Here is a 19002-nt window from a genome sequence, read left to right on the forward strand (position 1 = left end):
TCTAGTCACTGTTAACTTATCGAGAACATTATGAACAGATATTTGTATAAATATATGTCTTTACGGGATGGTTTTTTTGATGAACCGATGATACGAGCGACTCCTGTATTTGCATTAAATGATCCTTATGAGGGCAGATTTAATATTAAGCAAGTGCAAGATGCAGATCGAAACCATACTGAATACTATAGAGAAAATGGTCAGGATGTTTATGACACCGATGACTATATGTGCAAAGAGATTGCAGGTTGTATTCAAAGTGATTTTTTTGATTTAGGTGTAATTTCATTCACTGAAGACCATAACAATCCATTAATGTGGGCCCATTATGCTGATGAGCATAGAGGTTTAGTGGTCGAATTTGATTTTGAAAAACCATTTTTTATGGACTCTATTTTCGAGCTGAACGGGCGAAAAAGTCGCTTTGGAAAAACTTACCTTGGGGATGTTTTTGAATTTCCAGAAAAGGTGAGCTATAGAAGAGAAATGCCAGAATTTTCAAGGCCAGAGCTTTCTGCACCAGATGATATGGATGAATTTCACTGGAGTAAGTTTAATCGAACGATCTTGTTTACTAAATCCAATGACTGGATTTATGAAAAAGAACTGCGTTCAGTTGTACGCTTGAAAGATGCAGACTCTGTTATTTGCAATGACAATGAGCATGTAAGAAGAGAGTGCAGTAAAGACCCATCAATACAGCTGAGAGAGTTAGATGGTGGTAAAATTCAAGTAATTTTCCCTTCGGAGTATGAAATGCATGAAGATATGGGCGATAAAAGTATAAAGAGTGAAATTTATTTTTTAACTAAGATGTTAGATGAACCAGCCATCCATTTGTTCAGAATCAACCCTGAATCTATTAGCGGCGTTTATTTTGGCTGTAAGTCTGACAACCATTCAGCCTTGCATGAAATAAAAAACAACCGTTTGTTATCCAGTCTAAAACAGTGTTATAAAATTGAAGTTAATAGTTATTTTTACCAGCTTGATAAAAAAGAAATAAACTAATAAAAACCACCAAAAAATTTAAGAAAAATTCAAGCTGATTTGTGCAAAGTGAAACCAGGATACCCACCTGTTAGGGTGGAGTTTGTACAGCCCTAGTTATAACCTCGCACCAACCGACCTGACGCAATCTCCATAAACAAAAGAGCCGCCCATTGGGCGGCTCTTGGCATCAGCGATGGTGGCTGAATCGTCACTCAGCCTTGGGCGGTTCAACCACAGCGGTCGCCTCTGGCAGGTGATCTCCTTCCTTTATCCAGGCATCCAGCAGGGTGTAACCCACCGCCAACACCACGGGGCCGATAAAGAGACCGATGATCCCCATGGTCAGCAAGCCGCCGATAACCCCCACCAGAATGAGGATGAGGGGCAGGTCGGCACCGCGCTTGATAAGGAAGGGGCGCAGGAAGTTGTCCATGGTCCCCGCGATCAGCGACCACACCAGCAGGAAGGTGCCCCAGGTGGTATCACCGCTCCAGTAGAGATAGCCGATACAGGCCAAGAGCACGGGGAAGGGGCCGATCTGGGCGACGATCAGGATGAACATCACCACCACCAGCACCATGGTGTAGGGGATGCCGGCGATCCACAGACCCAGACCTGCCACCGAGGATTGTACAATGGCGGTCACCACCACCCCCATGGCCACGGCGCGGATCGCCTGGGAGGCCAGTACGGTGGCATTGTCGCCGCGCTCCCCCGCCAGACGATGGGCAAAGCGGCGGATGCCGGTCGCGACCATTTCCCCCGAGTGATAGAGCACACCGCAGATCCCCACAGTCAGCAGAAAGTGGACAAACAGCAGGCCCAGATTGCCGGCCTGGGAGGCGAGCCAGCGGGCAGTCTGGCCAAAATAGGGGGCCAGCTTGGCAAACAGCACCTGACCACCGCTGGCCAGGATCTGCTGCCAGAAATCATAGAGTTTGGTGCCCACCAGCGGGATCTGCTGCAGCCAGAGCAACTCGGGCGGCGGCGAGTGGCTGATACTGGTGCCCAGCTCGATCAGCATGGGCGCCTTCTCCGCCACGTTCGCCAGGGTCATGAACAGCGGGATGACGAACATCAGCAACAAGCCCAGCGTCATGGTCAGCGCCGCCAGCGTGCGCTTGCCCCACAGCAGGCGCTGCACCATCAACATCAGCGGCCAGGTCGCGATGGTGATCATGGTGGCCCACACCAGCGCGGGCAGAAAGGGGCGCAGCACCATGAAACAGGAGATGATGAGGATGCTGATAAACAGCACCCCCAGGGTTATCTTGGCCAAATCCACTTTTTTCATATTCATAGCGTTCCCTTATCGGGGCCCATTCCCCGGGGTAGAGAGTCAGTATTCAGGAGAGACAGTATCCACCAGAGACCGGCGCTCAGCCAGAGCCCCAGTCCGAAAAAGAGCGACAGCTGGCCGAGCAGGATCCCCAGCGAACTGCTGGTAAGCAGCGGCAGTGCCCACAGGCCGGTTCCCAAAAGCGCGCCACCTGCCAGCGTGACGATACCGGTCAGCACGGGAGGGTGGCCATCTCGCGCCAGCGAAGCGGTCCCCCCCAGCCAAAGCCCGAGGGCAACCACGCCAATCCCGGCCAAATGAGTCGACTGGGCCCAACCAGCGCTGACCAAGGCAAACGTGGCCAGCACCAGCCAGCCAGCGGCTCGGGCGTCATAGCGCCAGGCGCTTCGCATCGCCAGCACCAGGGCGCCAAGCAGCAGCCCGACTGCCACGTCCGAGATAAAGTGCACACCGAGCCAGACTCGCGCCAACCCGGTAGCAAGAGCGAGTACCAACGCCAGCAGGGTGGCACGCCAGCGGTGCGCCGGCCACAACCAGCCGAGCAGCGCCCCCCAGAACACCATGGCCGAGGCGGTGTGGCCGCTCGGCATGCCGAATCCCTGGGCACTGCTGGCCGCAAGCTCCGGCAACAAATGGAAGGGACGTGGCCAGCCAATGCTCGCCTTGCCCACCTGCACCAGCAGGCCGAGCCAGAGCATGACAAACAGCAGTCGGCGCAACCGTGGCCAGCCCAGCAGAGGCAGCAGCAAAGGTATCAGGGCCAGCTGAAAGCCGCCTGAACCGAACAGGTTGCAGACCGAGAGCCACCATACATCAGGCCCCAGCCACTGCTGCAACCGCACCATCAGGGGGATCTCGGCCCGGTGCAAGCTACTTCCCTGCGCCACGAAGTCCGATTGCCAGCTCACCTCGCTCTCGGGCACCTCGTCCAGCCGCCCCTGCAACCAGTCGAGCTGATCCGGAAAGCGGCGCTCTGCGGCGGGCAGCTTATCGATGGCAATCAGACGGGCGTTGAGGATCTCCCCCCCCAGATTCGGGGCCCGCAGGAGGGAGACAAATCCCGAGCCTTGTTGCGCCACTATCGGCGCCAGGGTGCGGCAGGCGAAGATCTCCGCCCGCTGCCAGCGCCCCAGCGGTTTAATCACCTCGCCCGAGACTCCGGTCTCTTCATAAAGCTCTCGCAGCGCCGCCTGGACCGGCGTTTCCCCTTCGTCGATATAACCGCCACTGAGGCTATAGCGGGAAGAGATGCGATCCTGCACCAGCAAGACGTCACCCTGGTGCCGAATCGCGCAAACGGCAGCACTTGGCGCCGTTTGCGGCGGCAATTCGGCCCCCTGAACCGGCAGGCCGGCCCCCAGGGCAATCAACAGTAACAACAGGATTTTCAACATGATCCGTCACTCAGACAAGCTGGGTGACAAGCCTCCCAGAAATCCGTCAAACGGGCAATGCCATCGCACCGGTCGCCCCTTGCCAGCCCGGGCTTGCCCCTCACTCCTGCGCCGCCACGATTGCGGTCAGAGGAGTGACTCCCTACTATTGAGGGCTAACCTCAATGTCACACAGCAAATGCTGGAGCCCTTAATGAGACAGTTCGGCTTTTTCCTTGGCATCTCCCTCGGTGTCATCCTGATCCTGTTTGGCAGCATCGTCATCTTCCAGGCCCTGCCCGCCGCCCTCGACGTGCTGGAGATGCCGAGCCGCATCCCCTTCGTGCGCGAGGTCTACACCTGGCTGATGAGCAGCGCCAGCGGCCTGACCGCCAATCTGGAGCAGAACTTCCTGGAGGCGTTCCAGACAGTGCTCAAGCTGATCCTGCTGATCGCCTTCATGTGGGTCTGCGTCAAGCTGGTCAACATGGGGGTGCTGATCATCCGCGCCGGGGTGGATCTCATCCGTACCGCCATCGAACACAGCGAAAAAGAGCAGGGCAACAAGCCGGAGCAACAGGATCGTTTCTGATCCCGGCCCCGCCGCCCCTTGATGCCGCCCCACCAGGCGGCATTTGTATGCCTTCGACACCGTGTTGCGCCAAGCCCTGACGTTTACCCAGTCTGGCAATATTTCTCCTTTCCGATCAGCAGGCTGCCAACATGATGGTGACACGGATGCCCGCCGATGCCGGCTCCCCTGTCGCCCGGTTTCTATCCCGGCCATCGCCTCTGGTATAATCGACCGCCTCTTTTCCCCGTTATGGAGCCCGTTCATGTCCAAACATGCAGAAAGCACCCTCGAGGTTCGTCTCGACAAGTGGTTGTGGGCGGCCCGCTTCTACAAGACCCGCTCGCTGGCGCGGGATCAGATTGACGGGGGCAAGGTGCACTACAATGGTCAGCGCAGCAAACCGGGCAAACATGTGGAAGTAGGGGCACTAATCCGCTTCTGGCAGGGCCAGGATGAACGGGAAGTGCGAGTGCTGGCCCTCAGCGAGCAGCGCAAGTCGGCACCGCTGGCCCAGCAACTCTATGAAGAGACGGCTGACAGCCTGAAGAAACGGGCCGAGAACAGCGAGGCCCGCCGTTTCAACAGCCAGTTTGCCCCGAGCCCGGAGCGTCGCCCCGACAAACAGGAGCGGCGCCAGTTGCTCAAGGTCAAGCAATACTGACCCGACCCATTTAACGACGGGCTGGCCACCGCGAGGCAGGAGCCAACCCGACCGATTGACCTCACCGAACAACCCAGGAATACATGATGAGCAACCAAGATCTGCTGTATCGCTATCTGTTTGAAGAGTACGAAGTACGTGGCGAGCTGGTCCAGCTGGATCACACCTATCGCCATGTGGTGGAAGCCCAGAACTACCCGGTGCAGGTACAAAAGCTGCTGGGTGAACTGCTGGTGGCCACCAGCCTGCTGACCGCCACCCTCAAGTTCGAAGGCTCTATCACGGTGCAGCTGCAGGGGGACGGCCCGGTCCGTCTGGCCGTCATCAACGGCGACAACAACCAGCAGTTGCGTGGCGTGGCCCGCTACGAGGGCGAGCTGCCGAACGACGACAAGCTGCAGAGCCTGATCGGCAACGGCCAGCTGGTGATCACCATCACCCCGGAGCAGGGCGAGCGCTATCAGGGCATCATTGCGCTGGACGCCGACACCCTGGCAGGCTGTCTGGAGCACTACTTCGCCCAATCCGAACAGCTGGCGACCAAGCTGTGGATCCGCACCGGCTACCACGAAGGTGCCCCGCGCGCAGCCGGCATCATGCTGCAGGAGCTGCCCGCCCAGAGCGAGGATCACAGCAATGACTTTGACCACCTGACCCAGCTCACCAGCACCATCAAGGATGAAGAGCTGTTCGGTCTGGAAGCGGAAGAGATCCTCTACCGCCTCTACCACCAGGACAAGGTACGGGTATTCGATCCGCAGGTGGTCGAGTTCCGCTGCACCTGCTCCCGCGAGCGTTGCGAAGGGGCCCTGCTGCAGATCGAGAAGGAAGAGGTCATGGATATGGTGCAGGAGCTAGGCAAGATCAACATGCACTGTGATTACTGCGGCGCCCAGTACCAATTTAATGGGATCGACGTCGAAACCCTGTTCAGCAGGGCTCCCGGCAATGATGCAAACAAGTTACACTAATTAAAGGCGGGCAAAACCCGCCTTTAACTTTAATAACAAAAAAACACCCTATTTTATAAAGTTTGATGGCGATCGCTAAACTCTACCACCTAAGTGATAGGATGGACGCCAGATAGAACCCTACAACCTCTGACCCCAGGAGAATACAATGACAATCGTGGCAGAACCCACCCTGGCCCAACAATTAGGTCTGGACCAGTACGGCATCAAAAACAGCCAGGAAATTGTACGCAACCCCTCTTACGAGCAGCTGTTCGAAGAAGAGACTCGCCCAGACCTGGAAGGATTCGAGCGCGGCGTAGTAACCGAGCTGGGCGCCGTCAACGTCAACACCGGTATCTTCACCGGCCGCTCCCCGAAAGATAAATATATCGTCAAAGACGCAACTACCCAGGATACTGTGTGGTGGTCTGACCAAGGCAAGAACGATAACAAGGCCATCACCCCGGAAGTGTGGTCACATCTGAAATCCTTGGTAACCAAGCAGCTCTCCGGCAAGCGCCTGTTCGTGGTCGACGGCTTCTGCGGCGCCAACCCGGACACCCGCCTGGCCGTGCGCATCATCACCGAGGTGGCCTGGCAGGCGCACTTCGTGAAGAACATGTTCATCCGCCCGAGCGAAGAAGAACTCAAGACCTTCAAGCCGGACTTCGTGGTGATGAACGGTGCCAAGTGCACCAACCCGAACTGGAAGGAGCAGGGCCTCAACTCCGAGAACTTCGTCGCCTTCAACATGACCGAGAAGATGCAACTCATCGGCGGCACCTGGTACGGTGGCGAGATGAAGAAGGGCATGTTCTCCATGATGAACTACTTCCTGCCCCTGCGCGGCATCGCCTCCATGCACTGCTCCGCCAACGTGGGTCAGGACGGCGACGTGGCCATCTTTTTCGGCCTCTCCGGCACCGGCAAGACTACCCTCTCTACCGATCCCAAGCGCCAGCTGATCGGTGACGATGAGCACGGCTGGGACGACCACGGCGTGTTCAACTTCGAAGGGGGCTGCTACGCCAAGACCATCAAGCTCTCCGAAGAGGCCGAACCGGACATCTACCACGCCATCCGCCGCGATGCGCTGCTGGAAAACGTGACCGTGGCTGCCGACGGCACCATCGACTTCGACGATGGCTCCCGTACCGAGAACACCCGTGTCTCCTACCCCATCTACCACATCGAAAACATCGTCAAGCCGGTCTCCAAGGCGGGTCATGCCACCAAGGTGATCTTCCTGACCGCCGACGCTTTCGGTGTGCTGCCGCCGGTCGCCAAGCTGACCAAGGAGCAGACCAAGTACCACTTCCTGTCAGGCTTCACCGCCAAGCTGGCCGGTACCGAGCGCGGCATCACAGAGCCGACTCCGACCTTCTCCTCCTGCTTTGGCGCGGCCTTCCTCTCCCTGCACCCGACCAAGTACGGCCAGGAGCTGGTGAAGCGGATGGAAGCGGCGGGCGCCGAGGCCTACCTGGTCAACACCGGCTGGAACGGTACCGGCAAGCGCATCTCCATCAAGGACACTCGCGCCATCATCGACGCCATCCTCGATGGCTCCATCGAGAAGGCGCCGACCAAGGTTCTGCCGATCTTCAACCTGGAAGTGCCGACCGAGCTGCACGACGTGAACCCGGCGATCCTCGACCCGCGCGACACTTACGCCGACAAGGCCGAGTGGGATGCCAAGGCTCAGGATCTGGCCCAGCGCTTTATCAAGAACTTCGAGCGCTTCACCGACAACGACGAGGGCAAGCGCCTGGTGGCGGCTGGTCCGCAGCTGTAATAACTCCTCGCGACGAGTGAATCATGCCGGTCAGCCTTGCTGACCGGCATTTTTGTTTTTTACACAGGCTCCGAACGCTGCTGGCATTGGGCTGGACGCCCGTAAACCTTGCCTTGCTCGCCCCAACGGGGTAGATTCAGCCAAACTTTATACAATATACAATTTCGTAACGCGCTATCGTGACCCTGCCATGACCCCACCCTACAAGACCCGAACCCAGATGGTGATGGAAAACCTCCGTGGCCGGATCCTCCGTGGGGAAATTCCCGCCGGCGCCCCCTTGCGCCAGGATGCCATCGCCAAGGAGCTGGCGGTGAGCCGCATCCCGGTGCGGGAAGCCCTGATGCAGCTGGAGGCCCAGGGGCTGGTGAAGTTCGAAGCCCATCGCGGCGCCGTGGTCACCATGCTGGACGCCTCGGCCATCGAGGAACTGTTTTATTTGCGAGCGTTGCTGGAAGCCGATACCCTGTTTCATGCCGTCGACAAGATGACCGAAGCCACCTTCGCGCAAGCGGAGGCGATCCTCGCCCAGTTCGATCACGCCCTGGAGTCAGGCACCCAGATCGAACACTGGGCCGAGTTGAACCACAGCTTTCACGCCACCCTCTATCAGGCTGCCGGCCGCCCCCAGGCACTGGATCTCATCGCCCAGATCAACCTGAGCTGTGACCGTTATGTCCGCTTCGAGCTGCTGTTTGCCAGCGATGGCGTGGACAAGGCGGAGCGTGAACACGCCCAGCTGCTGGAGCTATGTCGCGCCCGGCGCAAGCACGAGGCGGTGGTGCTGCTCAAGCAGCATATCGAGGCCGCAGGCCAGTCGATCAAGCGGATCCTGGACAGCAGCCACAACAACTGAACACTCATATAGCAACCATCTGGCATAACGATATGAATAATTTCGAGTTGATTGAAACCCGCGTCGCCCAAGTCAGGGCCGAGCTGGCCATGCAGGAGCTGGACGCCTTTATCATCCCCCACGATGATGAGCACCTGGGCGAGTACATCCCCGCCTACGCCGAGCGACTGGACTGGATCACGGGTTTCAACGGTTCCGCCGGCGTCGCCATCATCATGGCTCAGCGCGCCGCCCTGTTTGTCGATGGCCGCTATACGGTGCAGGCCCGCATGCAGACCCCCGCCGAGCTGTTCGAGTTTCTTCACCTGAATGACAATCCCCACGTGCAGTGGCTGACCGAACAGTTGCCGTCCGGCGCCCGGGTCGGTTTCGATGCACGTTTGCACAGCCTGACCTGGTACAAGCAAGCCAAGGCGCTGCTGGCCGAGCGCGGCATCGAGCTGGTGCGCGTCGAGCAAAACCCCATCGACCTGCACTGGACCGATCGCCCCGCGCCGACCAAGAGCCCGGTCATTCTCTACAGCGAGGAGCTGGCTGGCCAGTCCAGCCAGTCCAAGCGTGAGCTGCTGGCGGCGGATCTGCGCAAGCGCGGTCTGGATGCGGTGCTGCTGACCCAGGCCGAGCCCATCAACTGGCTGCTCAACCTGCGTGGCCGCGACATCGAGCGCTTGCCGGTGGTGCTGGGCTTTGCGGTGCTGTACGCCAACACCACTGTGGATTTCTTCGTCGATACCGACAAGATCGACTGCTTCGCCTTCAGCCAGCACGTGGGTCAGGACGTCTCCGTCTACCCCATCGACAAGCTGGGTGACGTGCTGGTACGCATCGGTGAGGATCAGCAGAAGGTGCTGGCCGACCCGGACAGCGCCAACGCCTGGACCCAGCTGGTGATGGAAGAGGCGGGCGCCATCCTGGTCGCCGGCCAGGACCCCACCATGCTGCCGAAAGCCTGCAAGAACGAGGTGGAGCTGGCCGGCATGCGCGCCGCCCACCTGCGCGACGGCGTGGCCGTGACCCGCTTCCTCGCCTGGCTGGATCGGCAGATCGCCGCAAGCTCCTTCGAGGGCATGGACGAAGGCACCCTGGCCGACCAGCTGGAAACCTTCCGCCGCGAGCAGGAACACTATATCGAGCCGAGCTTCGATACCATCTCGGCGCTGGGCCCCAACGCCGCCATGTGCCACTACCACCATGGCAACGGCACGCCGCGCCCCTTCGGTCAGGACAGCCTCTATCTGGTGGACTCCGGCGGTCAGTATCTGGACGGCACCACCGATATCACCCGCACCATCAAGGTGGGTGAGGTGACCGACGAACAGAAAGCCATGTTCACCCGGGTGCTGCAGGGCCACATCGCCCTAGATCAGGCCCGCTTCCCGCGCGGCACCGCCGGTATCCAGCTCGATGTGCTGGCCCGCATGCCGCTGTGGCAGGCCGGCTACAACTATGACCATGGTACCGGTCACGGGGTCGGCCACTTCCTCAGCGTGCACGAAGGTCCGCAGCGCATCTCTCCGAAAGGGAGCATGGTCCCCCTGCAACCGGGCATGGTGCTCTCCAACGAACCGGGTTACTACCGGGAAGATGCCTTCGGCATCCGCTGTGAGAATCTGGTGGTGGTGACCGAGCAGGAGCAGGTTGGCGAGCTGCCGATGCTGGGCTTCGAGCGCCTGACCTATGTGCCGTTCGATATCCGCCTCATCGATCGCAACCTGCTGAGCCCGGACGAGTTCCGCTGGATCAACGAATACCATGCCGAGGTGTTCCGCCGCCTGAGTCCGCTGCTCGACGGGGACGATCTCGCCTGGCTTGAGCAGGCAACCAGCCTCATCTGATGACACAGGGCCCACGGGCCCTGTTTTTTTGCCCCCCCTTTTGACCTGTATCAACACCCTCGGCGGGCGGGTCAGGAAAATGGCGCCCATGAAAAGTCATCATGCCAGCCCAGCCGGGGGCTCACACGCTGCTACCCACAGCGAGACGAGTGACCACCCCAGACTGATGCGCGAGCAAAAGACGGTCAGCGCCATGATCCGCCTCTACTGCCAGCATCATCACCAGGATCCCCATTGCCAACGCTGCCACCAGCTCAGGGATTTTGCCTACCAAAGGCTCAATCGCTGTCGCTATGGCCACGATCACAAACCGACCTGCGCCAACTGCGGCATCCACTGTTACGCCTCCGCGATGCGCAAGCAGATCCTCCAGGTCATGAAATGGAGCGGCCCGCGCATGTTGTGGCATCACCCCTGGCTTACCCTGCGCCACCTGCTCGACCGCTTGCGCAAGGCGCCCAAACTGCCCCACAGTCGCCCGCTGCCGCCCTGAATGCCCCCTTGCATCGGGCAAGGGATGGCCAGTACCCTATGGCTCCTTTGTTGCCGTTGACCTCCCGCTCAACGGCGAACTACTGCAACCATGGAGTCCTGATGCACCACACCCCGCCCGTTTTGCGCACCGCCACCCATGCCGACATGCACGGGATCTGGCAGATCGATGCCAAGGTCTTTGGCGAGGATCTCTATCCGGCCTTTTTCTTCCGCCAGGCCATGGATCTGTGGCCACAGCTGCTGCTGGTGGCAGAGCATGAAGGGCATCTGGTGGGCTATGTGCTGGGGGGATTTGGCCAGGATCGCGCGCAAGGCTGGGTGCTGTCGCTGGCGGTGCTGCCAGAGGCACGCGGATTCGGCCTGGCCGAGCGGATGATGCGCCAGATGGAGGTGAACCAGCGAGCCCTGAATGTCGACGAGCTGCGGCTCACCGTCGATCCCGCCAACCCGGCCCAGCGTCTCTACTACCGCCTCGGCTACCAGCTGATGGAGGAAGTCGCAGGCTACTTCGGCCCGGGAGAAGATCGCCTGGTACTGGCGAAAAAACTCTCTGGTACAGGCTGGATTCAAGGACAAAGCCACCCTCAGGACACATAATTGGTTACATTTTGCCAATTTCATGTGCAACCGGGTTGGAGTAGAGTGCGACTCACCAACCAGATTGTTCAAATTGCGTGCAGTGCAGGAGAACCACCATGTTTAAACGTATGACCATCATTGCCATGCTTGCCGCCACCACCATCACTGGCTGCGCCAATAGCGATGTTTACTCCGGCGATGTCTACACCAAGGATCGCGCCAAACAGGTACAAACCGTCAGCTACGGCACCATCATCTCGACCCGCCCGGTCAAGATCCAGGCCGAAGAGAACGCCCTGCTCGGCACCATAGGTGGCGCAGTGGTCGGCGGCCTGCTGGGCAGCACCATTGGCGGCGGTACCGGCCGTGACCTGGCTGCAGCCGGGGGCGCCATCGCCGGTGCAGCCGCAGGCAAGGCCGCCGGAGACAAGTTCAACCAGGTTGATGGCGTCGAGCTCGAGATCAAGAAAGAGACCGGGGAATCCATCGTGGTGGTCCAGAAAGCCAGCCCGACCTTCGTTCCGGGCGCCCGGGTTCGCATGACCCAGGGCAACGGCACCATCAACGTCGCCGTGGTCAACTAAGCAGCTCGCCCTCTCTCGATAACAATGAAAAACCGCCGGTCTCCCGGCGGTTTTTTTGTGGTCTGGCAAAACCAGGATCACATGCTGTAGGCCTTCTCGCCGTGGGTGGTGACATCCAGCCCCTCCCGCTCGGCATCGTCCTTCACCCGCAATCCGATCACCATATCGATCACCTTGTAGGCCACCGCAGCCACGGCGCCGGACCAGAGGATGGTGACCCCCACCCCGATGGCCTGAACCTTCACCTGGGCCAGGATGGAATAGCCGTCGGCCACCTGGTTGGAGACATAGTCCCACACCCCGGTACCGCCCAGATCCGGGCTGGCAAAGACGCCGGTCAGCAGGGCGCCGAGAATGCCGCACACCCCGTGCACCCCGAACACGTCCAGGCTGTCGTCAGCGCCCAGCCAGCGCTTGAGACCGTGAACCCCCCACAGGCCGGCCACACCGCTGATAAGGCCCATCACCAGACCGCCACCGACCCCGACGAAACCGGCCGCCGGCGTGATCACCACCAGACCGGAGACGGCACCGGAAGCGGCGCCCAGCAGGGAGGGACGTCCCTTCATCACCCACTCGGCCAAGGTCCAGGAGAGGGCCGCGCCCGCCGGTGCCACCCAGGTGTTCACGAAGGCCAGCGCCGCCGTGCCATTGGCCTCCAGAGCCGACCCCGCGTTGAAACCGAACCAGCCAAACCAGAGCAGGGAGGCCCCGATCATGGTCATGGTGAGGCTGTGGGGAGTCATGGGATCGCGACCGTAACCCAGGCGTTTACCCACCAGATAGGCGCCGACCAGACCGGCCACGGCGGCGTTGATGTGCACCACTGTGCCGCCGGCAAAGTCGAGGGCCCCATGCTGGAACAGATAACCCGCGGTGGCGTTGGCGGCATCAGCCGCGGCGGCGTCCGTGTAGGCATCGGGGCCGGCCCAGTACCACACCATGTGGGCCAGCGGGATATAAGCGAAGGTGAACCAGATCACCGAGAACAGCAGCACGGCGGAGAACTTGATGCGCTCGGCAAAGGCTCCGACGATCAGGCCGCAGGTGATGGCGGCAAATGCCCCCTGGAACACCACGTAGATGAATTCGCTGATGCCGACCCCCTTGCTGAAGGTGGCGGCGATCGAATCAGGTGTGACCCCCGCGAGCAGCACCTTGCTAAAGGAGCCGTAGAAGCTGCCTCCTTCGGTGAAGGCCAGCGAATAACCGTAGATCACCCACAGCACGCAGATGAGGGCAAACAGGGTGAATACCTGCATCAACACGCTCAGCATGTTCTTGGCGCGAACCAGGCCGCCGTAGAAGAGCGCCAGACCGGGGATCGACATCAGGATCACCAGCGCCGCCGACAGCAGCATCCAGGTATTGTCCCCCTTGTTGATGGTGATAGTGGCCGCAGCCTGCACCTGAGCGACCTCTTCGGCCCAACTTGGGGTAGCCAGCAAGGCAGACAGTATTGGCAAACCCGCCATCATCCATTTTTTGACCATAGAGCACTCTCCTTCCCTGTCGTGCCGGTCCATGACCGGCTCCGTTTCCTTGATTGAATCCGTGGCGGCCGCAGCACTGTTCACGGCTTGCCAAAATCACGCCCGTGCCCGGCACGGGGAGGAGTCTGCACAGGAGCGCCATCATGACTGCTGTCACCGATGGCCGCAGACACCACCTGACAGATAAAAAGCATAAAGTGAGCCAAAAATTAAAATTCAATAAAATCAAGCAATTGACTTATAAGCAAGCATCTGTCGCACCAAGTTGGCGCACGAGATGCGCCATCCAGCCCTCGACCGCCCCGTGACAGGGCAGGTCATGGCGGGCGCACCAGAACGGCGCAGCCAAACCAGGGACGCCTCTTGGCCGCTGGCGAGCCAATATCGGGAAGATCCGTCATCACCAGGAATGATCTGGCTGCGATATGACAAGAAAACGGGCGTGCCCCACGAACAGGAGAGATCTGGCTGGATATGAGCGCAGGCATTCGGCAACTAGCGGAAGGAAAGAGTGCAGCGAGAGCTCACTGACACCGGGCATAGGGTCAGGCTCATCCCCTGGCGAAGGGCATCCCTCCCCTGATCATCTGCGGATAAGAGACATAAGAGACATGGCTGGCACTAAGCGACCTAAGTCGCATCCTGCTTCTGTGCCAGCAACCCGGCGTTGGCAAGAGCAAAGTCATGCATCTGTTGCAACAGGGGCAGCAGAGCCGTGCCCAATTGTGTCAGGGCATACTCCACGCGGGGAGGCACGCTGGGATAGAGGGTCCGGCTGATGACACCGTCACTCTCCAGCTCCTTGAGCTGGGCGGTGAGCACCTTCTGGCTGACGGCGGGCAAACGGCGACGCAGATCGCCAAAACGCAGGGTCTGGCTTTGCAGATGAAACAGGATGGCCGGTTTCCATTTTCCGTTCAGCAGTCGCAACACCTCATAGGCAGGACAGAGGGGCGGGTTCAAGGCGTACCTCGCTAATGGTTACTTCAGGGTAACTATGCCACGAAAATGTGCTTTCTTGCAGCCCAAATGCCGGCTTCCTATGATGCGACGAGTCGTATCATTCAACAGGAGAAGCCGTCATGCCCAGTTTGCTGCAAATCCATTTCACCTTTCCCGCCGAGCAGATGGGGCCGGCACTGACCGAGGCCGCCGTGCCGCTGGCCGAGTCCATCACCCGCGAGCCCGGTTTTATCTCCAAGATATGGACGGAGAACCCGCGCACCGGCGAAGCAGGTGGCATCTATCTGTTCGAGGATGAGGCGAGCGCACGGCAATACGTGCAGATGCACGAACAGCGAGTGCTTGCCATGGGCGCCAGCGACGTGCAATACAAGCTGTTCGACGTCAACGAGCCCCTCAGCCGCATCACATTCGGCATCAAATGAACCGCTCGCCCCGCCGCCAGATCGGGGCGGCGCTTCGCTATCTGCTCCCCCTATTCATCCGCTATTAACCTTGCCCCCGTATTCTGACGCGCAACCGGGTCATGGTGACCCTCAGCACTCATCAGAAGGACATCAGGCATGGTTGCCGCGCAACTCAAAGATCCACAAAGCACGCTCTCGGATACCCTGCGATCCACGGCACACGCCATCGACGAGAGCCACATCAGCCTGCGCCAGATGCTGACCCTGGTGGGAGAACAGGGCATGCTGCTGTTTTGCGTGCTGCTCACCGTGCCCTTTCTGCTGCCGGTCTCCATTCCGGGCGTCAGCACTCCGTTTGGTCTGCTGATCCTGTTTATCGGCATCGGCATCACTCTCAACCGGGTGCCCTGGTTGCCTGCTTTTCTGATGGAACGTCGCTTCGCTGCGGATCAGCTCAAGCCGACCCTGCACAAGGGGGCGGATCTGCTGGCCCGCATCGATCGCTTCATCCGCCCGCGCCTGCTGTTGCTGACTGGCAGTACCACCATCAACCGCTGCAATGGCCTGCTGATCATGCTGGCGGCCCTGCTGCTGATGCTCCCCCTGGGTGCCATCCCCTTCACCAACGCCATGCCGGCCTGGGCCATTTTGCTGCTAAGCACCGGCATGCTGCAGCGCGATGGCCTGTTCGTCGCTGGCGGTTATTTGCTGGTCACGGCGACCCTGGTCTGGTTCAGCGCCCTGGCCATCGGCCTGCTGATGGCGGGACAAAATATCTCGACCCTGTTTGGCTGACAGCCAGAAATATGAAAAGGGCGGCCATGGGCCGCCCTTTTTGCATTGTGCCGGATCCGGTTCGTCAGAACAGATCGTAGATAAGGGCCGAGATGGCAAGCAGCCCCATCACCAGCACAAACAGGGTGCTCGCCCCGCGATAGCGCCTGAGCGCGGGCAAGCGATAGATGGAACAGGCAGGCAGCAGAAACAGGATCACGGCGATGAGCGGCCCGCTGATGCGCTCTATGATGTCGAGCACGTTGGGATTGAGGTAAGTGATGACCCCAGTCACGACGAACAGGATCAGGGAGGAGACCCGGGTAATGGTCGACTCCTTGAGGGAGAGCCCGAGCCCCTGGCAGGCGCCACTCACCATGCTCACCGTTCCTTCGCTCACCCCCATGGAAGTGCCGAGGAAGGATTTCGACATGGCCAGGATGGCGATAAGCGGCCCCACATAGGCAATCAACGGGTTGGAGAACTTGTTCGCCAGCGCCGACAGCACGGAAATATTGTCGGTACGGGCCAGCGCCATCTCGGCCTGGCTCAGGCTCATCACGCAGCTCACGACAAAAAACATCACGCTGCCGCAGATCAGCAGGCTGCTGCACTTGATGATGCGTCTGCTGAGCTGGTCCGCATGCTGATGATCCCGCTTCTTCTGGGCCGCGCTGAATGAGGAGATGATGGGAGCATGGCTGAAAGAGAACACCATCACAGGCACGATAAGCCAGAGGGATTTCCAGAAGGCGGGATCATGCCAATCCACCGCCTGGCTCTCGGTAAAATAGGAGAGGCTCCACTGGGGCAGCAGATAGAAGGAGAGGCCAAGCAGAAACGCCACCATGGGCAGGGCCAGCACGCTGATGGCCGATACCACTATATGCTTGCCCGCCAGCAGGATCAGGTGCAGACCCAGCATGACCCCGAGTACCAGCCAGCCACGAGGGAGCGCGGCACTCCCCAGCTGGTTCACCAGGAAGCTCTGGATCGCATTGGTGATGGAGATGCTGTAGACCAGAATGATGGGGTAAAAGGCCATCAGGTAGACCAGCATCAGCAATTGGCCGGCTCTGGCGCCAAAGTGCTCCACCACCACATGGGTGATGTCTCCCTCCCGATGGGAACTGGAGAGCACAAACCGGCTCAGCGCACGGTGAGAATAATAAGAAAGTGGAAACGCCAGTAATAAAATAAACAGCAAGATAACCGAGGAGTTACTGCCTACGGTAATCGGGAGAAATAAAGTGCCGGCCCCCACAGCTGTGGCATATAGCCCCATGGTCCATACCGAATCACTTTTCTCCCATTTCAACTTTGAAACAGTATTACTCTTTTCTGCAATAGCAAGACTCATTGCGATACATACCTTATTGTTCTGTCATCATTATTTTTATTGGCCAGAAATAACTGGCAAGCGATATTCAATAAAATATCGAATACTTCGTACCATAATAAATCCACCGACATTCAATAATGCACGCCGGGGCAATACGAAAATGCCGTTTTACCATCATTGAAATCATCATCAAGGTCAAGGTTAATAATTCATGACCGTTTAAACCGAGATGTTTCAAAAAACAATAAAATGTATCATTCCAGTCTTGTCAGGGCTGTGCGACAGCGCCCTGATAACATAATGGTAAAACCACGGCTTTTTTCTCAACAAGATTAATGAGAACTAGCCGACCTATTAATATTAACATGATGGCGTAAAAAACCTTCAATAAATAAAATGAGCTTAATTCCACCTCAATGAAATAATAGCGAAGGTGGACGATATTATTAATCACTGATGGCCGGCCGTCAGCGCGATGGGCAGTGAGCCACCCGGTTGCGCCCTGCCCGCTTGGCACGATAGAGCCACTCGTCGGCGCGCGCCAACGCCAGATTGATATCCTCACCCGGTCGCACCAGCGTCGTACCCAGACTGACGGTCAGCGTAACAGGGTCGGCGGCCAGGGCCGCCACAGCCGCACGGATCCGCTCCGCAATGCGCAATAACGTCAGTTCGTCCAGCCGCGGCAGCAAGATCAGAAACTCCTCGCCGCCGCTACGAACAAAGAGATCCTCGCTGCGCAACTGGGTCGCCACACACTCGCAGAAACGTTGCAGGGTCCGATCGCCTTCCTGATGGCCGAAACGATCGTTGACCTGCTTGAAATGGTCGATGTCCAGCATGATAAGGCCATGACCCTCCCCCTGCTGCAACCGGGCCCAGTGATCGAAGAAGAATCGCCGGTTGTAGAGACCGGTGAGCTGATCGGTTTCGCTTTGCAATTTCAGTCGCTGCTGCAGCTCGTGCTGGCAGGTAATATTGCGGGTTACCCAGACGACCGCTCGCTTCCCCTCATACAGAGAGGGCAAGGGGGCAATCTTGCCCTCGAATCGCTGCATCCCTTGCGGCCCGACGGCTGCATCGATCCCTGCCACCTCAGTGGCCGCAAGATCATACTCCACCACCTGGATCTGGCCACTATCCAGCGCCAGCATCACCTGTTCCATCACCCATTGCGCCATCACCGCAGGCAGTACGTCGAACAGTCTCTTTCCCGTCAGGGGGTTGCCGTCCTGATAGGACTGCTCCTCCATCCCGCCCAGGTATTCGATGTAGTAGCCATCTTCGCTCAGGATAAAGAGAGGATCCGGCAGTTGGGCCATCACTTCATAGAGTTGCTTGACCGAAAGCTCCATTCCGTCTCCTCCTGCGAGTCTCAGACAGCGAAAGGCTGGCTGACTGTCAAAATATCGTACCGTGCCGGACCCGGAGCGAACATCAAATTCAACCAGCGATGAACTTTGATGCGCAAATAATGTTCAACCTGGTAATCAACCAAGCTCTTTGCCGGTATTCAGCAACACCAGCATGAGAGGCTCTGATTCATTTTGGCATCAGCCATGAGCTGACAGCAGATTGTTTGAGTCTCCAGGTTCCATTAGGCTGATACCCCAGAGCGCCTTCTGGTCCCCGGCCAGGGCTCATCAAGCCTGTACCCACCAACGGAAAAGGAATATCCGGATGAAGAAGACCCTAGTCACCGCCAGGTTCGATGTCGTCAGCCCAGAGGGTGAGCAACTTCGCCTGAAGATTGCCATCCACAGGCCCAGACCTGACACCAGATCCGCCAACGGTGACCATCGCTGCAAGGTGAAGCTCGCCGGCCTGCGTGACAAGACCTTTATCCATGGTATCGATGCCCTGCAGGCTCTGAGCCTGGCGCTGGCATTTGTCGAGAGCGAGCTGCGCGCCTTCTCGGACGCCGGCTGGCAGTTTTATCAACCGGGTTGCGCGGATCAGCCCGTCGATATCACCGCCTGCTACTTCCCGATGCTCTGAGACAAGGTGGTGTGCCACCGACTGCCATGG

20 protein-coding genes are annotated in these 19002 nt (G+C 58.8%); 14 read left to right on the forward strand and 6 right to left on the reverse strand.

The genetic code is table 11. From position 1 onward, the window contains the following. Positions 1-30: 30 nt before the first annotated feature. The gene (locus ACB028_RS17940; RefSeq protein WP_371144868.1) at positions 31-1011 is read left to right on the forward strand and encodes a DUF2971 domain-containing protein; all 981 of its coding nucleotides are present in this window, start codon (positions 31-33) and stop codon (positions 1009-1011) included. Positions 1012-1201: 190 nt separating this feature from the next. On the opposite strand, the gene ydiK is transcribed toward ACB028_RS17940, so the two are convergent. Then, a complete protein-coding gene (gene ydiK / locus ACB028_RS17945; RefSeq protein ID WP_371144869.1) occupies positions 1202-2293 on the reverse strand; it encodes an AI-2E family transporter YdiK in 1092 nt (363 codons plus the stop codon). Next, the gene (locus ACB028_RS17950) at positions 2290-3687 is read right to left on the reverse strand and encodes a phosphatase PAP2 family protein (protein ID WP_371144870.1); all 1398 of its coding nucleotides are present in this window, start codon (positions 3685-3687) and stop codon (positions 2290-2292) included. The genes ydiK and ACB028_RS17950 overlap by 4 nt, the downstream gene beginning before the upstream one ends. A 193-nt stretch (positions 3688-3880) precedes the next feature. On the opposite strand from ACB028_RS17950, the gene ACB028_RS17955 reads away from it, so the two are divergent. From ACB028_RS17955 to ACB028_RS17995, 9 genes are all read left to right on the forward strand, one after another. Continuing rightward, on the forward strand, positions 3881-4258 hold the full coding sequence (locus ACB028_RS17955; protein ID WP_042029063.1) for a hypothetical protein: 378 nt from the start codon (positions 3881-3883) through the stop codon (positions 4256-4258). Between the two features lie 244 nt (positions 4259-4502). Continuing rightward, entirely contained in the window at positions 4503-4901 is a 399-nt protein-coding gene (hslR, locus tag ACB028_RS17960) for a ribosome-associated heat shock protein Hsp15 (protein ID WP_026455848.1), read from the forward strand. Between the two features lie 86 nt (positions 4902-4987). After that, a complete protein-coding gene (gene hslO, locus ACB028_RS17965) occupies positions 4988-5872 on the forward strand; it encodes an Hsp33 family molecular chaperone HslO (protein ID WP_371144871.1) in 885 nt (294 codons plus the stop codon). A 148-nt stretch (positions 5873-6020) separates the two neighbouring features. Next, entirely contained in the window at positions 6021-7646 is a 1626-nt protein-coding gene (gene pckA / locus ACB028_RS17970; RefSeq protein WP_124239487.1) for a phosphoenolpyruvate carboxykinase (ATP), read from the forward strand. 190 nt (positions 7647-7836) lie between these two features. Then, entirely contained in the window at positions 7837-8502 is a 666-nt protein-coding gene (locus tag ACB028_RS17975; protein ID WP_026455845.1) for a GntR family transcriptional regulator, read from the forward strand. Positions 8503-8534: 32 nt separating this feature from the next. Further along, positions 8535-10337 (forward strand): aminopeptidase P family protein, encoded by a 1803-nt coding sequence (locus ACB028_RS17980; protein WP_371144872.1) that lies wholly within the window; start codon positions 8535-8537, stop codon positions 10335-10337. An 88-nt stretch (positions 10338-10425) separates the two neighbouring features. Beyond that, on the forward strand, positions 10426-10830 hold the full coding sequence (locus ACB028_RS17985; protein ID WP_371144873.1) for a nitrous oxide-stimulated promoter family protein: 405 nt from the start codon (positions 10426-10428) through the stop codon (positions 10828-10830). A gap of 101 nt (positions 10831-10931) precedes the next feature. Continuing rightward, on the forward strand, positions 10932-11429 hold the full coding sequence (locus tag ACB028_RS17990) for a GNAT family N-acetyltransferase (RefSeq protein ID WP_042029059.1): 498 nt from the start codon (positions 10932-10934) through the stop codon (positions 11427-11429). A gap of 98 nt (positions 11430-11527) precedes the next feature. Continuing rightward, on the forward strand, positions 11528-11995 hold the full coding sequence (locus ACB028_RS17995; protein WP_026455841.1) for a glycine zipper 2TM domain-containing protein: 468 nt from the start codon (positions 11528-11530) through the stop codon (positions 11993-11995). A gap of 77 nt (positions 11996-12072) precedes the next feature. Here the strand turns inward: ACB028_RS17995 and amt are convergent, their stop codons facing one another. Next, positions 12073-13488 (reverse strand): ammonium transporter, encoded by a 1416-nt coding sequence (amt, locus tag ACB028_RS18000; protein ID WP_371144874.1) that lies wholly within the window; start codon positions 13486-13488, stop codon positions 12073-12075. A 143-nt stretch (positions 13489-13631) separates the two neighbouring features. On the opposite strand from amt, the gene ACB028_RS18005 reads away from it, so the two are divergent. Then, positions 13632-13796, forward strand: a complete 165-nt coding sequence (locus tag ACB028_RS18005) for a hypothetical protein (RefSeq protein WP_268856269.1) — start codon at positions 13632-13634, stop codon at positions 13794-13796. A 322-nt stretch (positions 13797-14118) separates the two neighbouring features. On the opposite strand, the gene ACB028_RS18010 is transcribed toward ACB028_RS18005, so the two are convergent. Further along, positions 14119-14451, reverse strand: coding sequence for a winged helix-turn-helix transcriptional regulator (locus ACB028_RS18010; RefSeq protein WP_371144875.1), 333 nt, complete (start codon positions 14449-14451; stop codon positions 14119-14121). 119 nt (positions 14452-14570) lie between these two features. Here ACB028_RS18010 and ACB028_RS18015 point away from each other — a divergent pair, with 119 nt between their 5' ends. After that, positions 14571-14876, forward strand: a complete 306-nt coding sequence (locus ACB028_RS18015) for a monooxygenase (RefSeq protein WP_026455839.1) — start codon at positions 14571-14573, stop codon at positions 14874-14876. 138 nt (positions 14877-15014) lie between these two features. Next, positions 15015-15653, forward strand: coding sequence for an exopolysaccharide biosynthesis protein (locus tag ACB028_RS18020; RefSeq protein WP_026455838.1), 639 nt, complete (start codon positions 15015-15017; stop codon positions 15651-15653). A gap of 64 nt (positions 15654-15717) precedes the next feature. Here the strand turns inward: ACB028_RS18020 and ACB028_RS18025 are convergent, their stop codons facing one another. Next, a complete protein-coding gene (locus ACB028_RS18025) occupies positions 15718-16773 on the reverse strand; it encodes an amino acid permease (protein ID WP_223379787.1) in 1056 nt (351 codons plus the stop codon). Between the two features lie 668 nt (positions 16774-17441). Then, positions 17442-18329: a diguanylate cyclase gene (locus ACB028_RS18030; RefSeq protein WP_371144876.1), complete on the reverse strand. Its 888-nt coding sequence runs from the start codon at positions 18327-18329 to the stop codon at positions 17442-17444. Between the two features lie 325 nt (positions 18330-18654). Between ACB028_RS18030 and ACB028_RS18035 the strand changes: the two genes are divergently transcribed. Further along, a complete protein-coding gene (locus ACB028_RS18035) occupies positions 18655-18972 on the forward strand; it encodes a hypothetical protein (RefSeq protein ID WP_042029056.1) in 318 nt (105 codons plus the stop codon). The last annotated feature ends 30 nt before the right edge of the window (positions 18973-19002 follow it).

The organism is Aeromonas sp. S9(2024) (assembly GCF_041403185.1).
Taxonomy (GTDB): Bacteria; Pseudomonadota; Gammaproteobacteria; order Enterobacterales; family Aeromonadaceae; genus Aeromonas; species Aeromonas enteropelogenes.

Coding starts and splice junctions, on each gene's coding strand:
- ACB028_RS17940 (WP_371144868.1), top strand. CDS start 31: ATGAACAGATATTTGTATAAATATATGTCTTTACGGGATGGTTTTTTT.
- ydiK (WP_371144869.1), bottom strand. CDS start 2,293: ATGAATATGAAAAAAGTGGATTTGGCCAAGATAACCCTGGGGGTGCTG.
- ACB028_RS17950 (WP_371144870.1), bottom strand. CDS start 3,687: ATGTTGAAAATCCTGTTGTTACTGTTGATTGCCCTGGGGGCCGGCCTG.
- ACB028_RS17955 (WP_042029063.1), top strand. CDS start 3,881: ATGAGACAGTTCGGCTTTTTCCTTGGCATCTCCCTCGGTGTCATCCTG.
- hslR (WP_026455848.1), top strand. CDS start 4,503: ATGTCCAAACATGCAGAAAGCACCCTCGAGGTTCGTCTCGACAAGTGG.
- hslO (WP_371144871.1), top strand. CDS start 4,988: ATGAGCAACCAAGATCTGCTGTATCGCTATCTGTTTGAAGAGTACGAA.
- pckA (WP_124239487.1), top strand. CDS start 6,021: ATGACAATCGTGGCAGAACCCACCCTGGCCCAACAATTAGGTCTGGAC.
- ACB028_RS17975 (WP_026455845.1), top strand. CDS start 7,837: ATGACCCCACCCTACAAGACCCGAACCCAGATGGTGATGGAAAACCTC.
- ACB028_RS17980 (WP_371144872.1), top strand. CDS start 8,535: ATGAATAATTTCGAGTTGATTGAAACCCGCGTCGCCCAAGTCAGGGCC.
- ACB028_RS17985 (WP_371144873.1), top strand. CDS start 10,426: ATGAAAAGTCATCATGCCAGCCCAGCCGGGGGCTCACACGCTGCTACC.
- ACB028_RS17990 (WP_042029059.1), top strand. CDS start 10,932: ATGCACCACACCCCGCCCGTTTTGCGCACCGCCACCCATGCCGACATG.
- ACB028_RS17995 (WP_026455841.1), top strand. CDS start 11,528: ATGTTTAAACGTATGACCATCATTGCCATGCTTGCCGCCACCACCATC.
- amt (WP_371144874.1), bottom strand. CDS start 13,488: ATGGTCAAAAAATGGATGATGGCGGGTTTGCCAATACTGTCTGCCTTG.
- ACB028_RS18005 (WP_268856269.1), top strand. CDS start 13,632: ATGACTGCTGTCACCGATGGCCGCAGACACCACCTGACAGATAAAAAG.
- ACB028_RS18015 (WP_026455839.1), top strand. CDS start 14,571: ATGCCCAGTTTGCTGCAAATCCATTTCACCTTTCCCGCCGAGCAGATG.
- ACB028_RS18020 (WP_026455838.1), top strand. CDS start 15,015: ATGGTTGCCGCGCAACTCAAAGATCCACAAAGCACGCTCTCGGATACC.
- ACB028_RS18030 (WP_371144876.1), bottom strand. CDS start 18,329: ATGGAGCTTTCGGTCAAGCAACTCTATGAAGTGATGGCCCAACTGCCG.
- ACB028_RS18035 (WP_042029056.1), top strand. CDS start 18,655: ATGAAGAAGACCCTAGTCACCGCCAGGTTCGATGTCGTCAGCCCAGAG.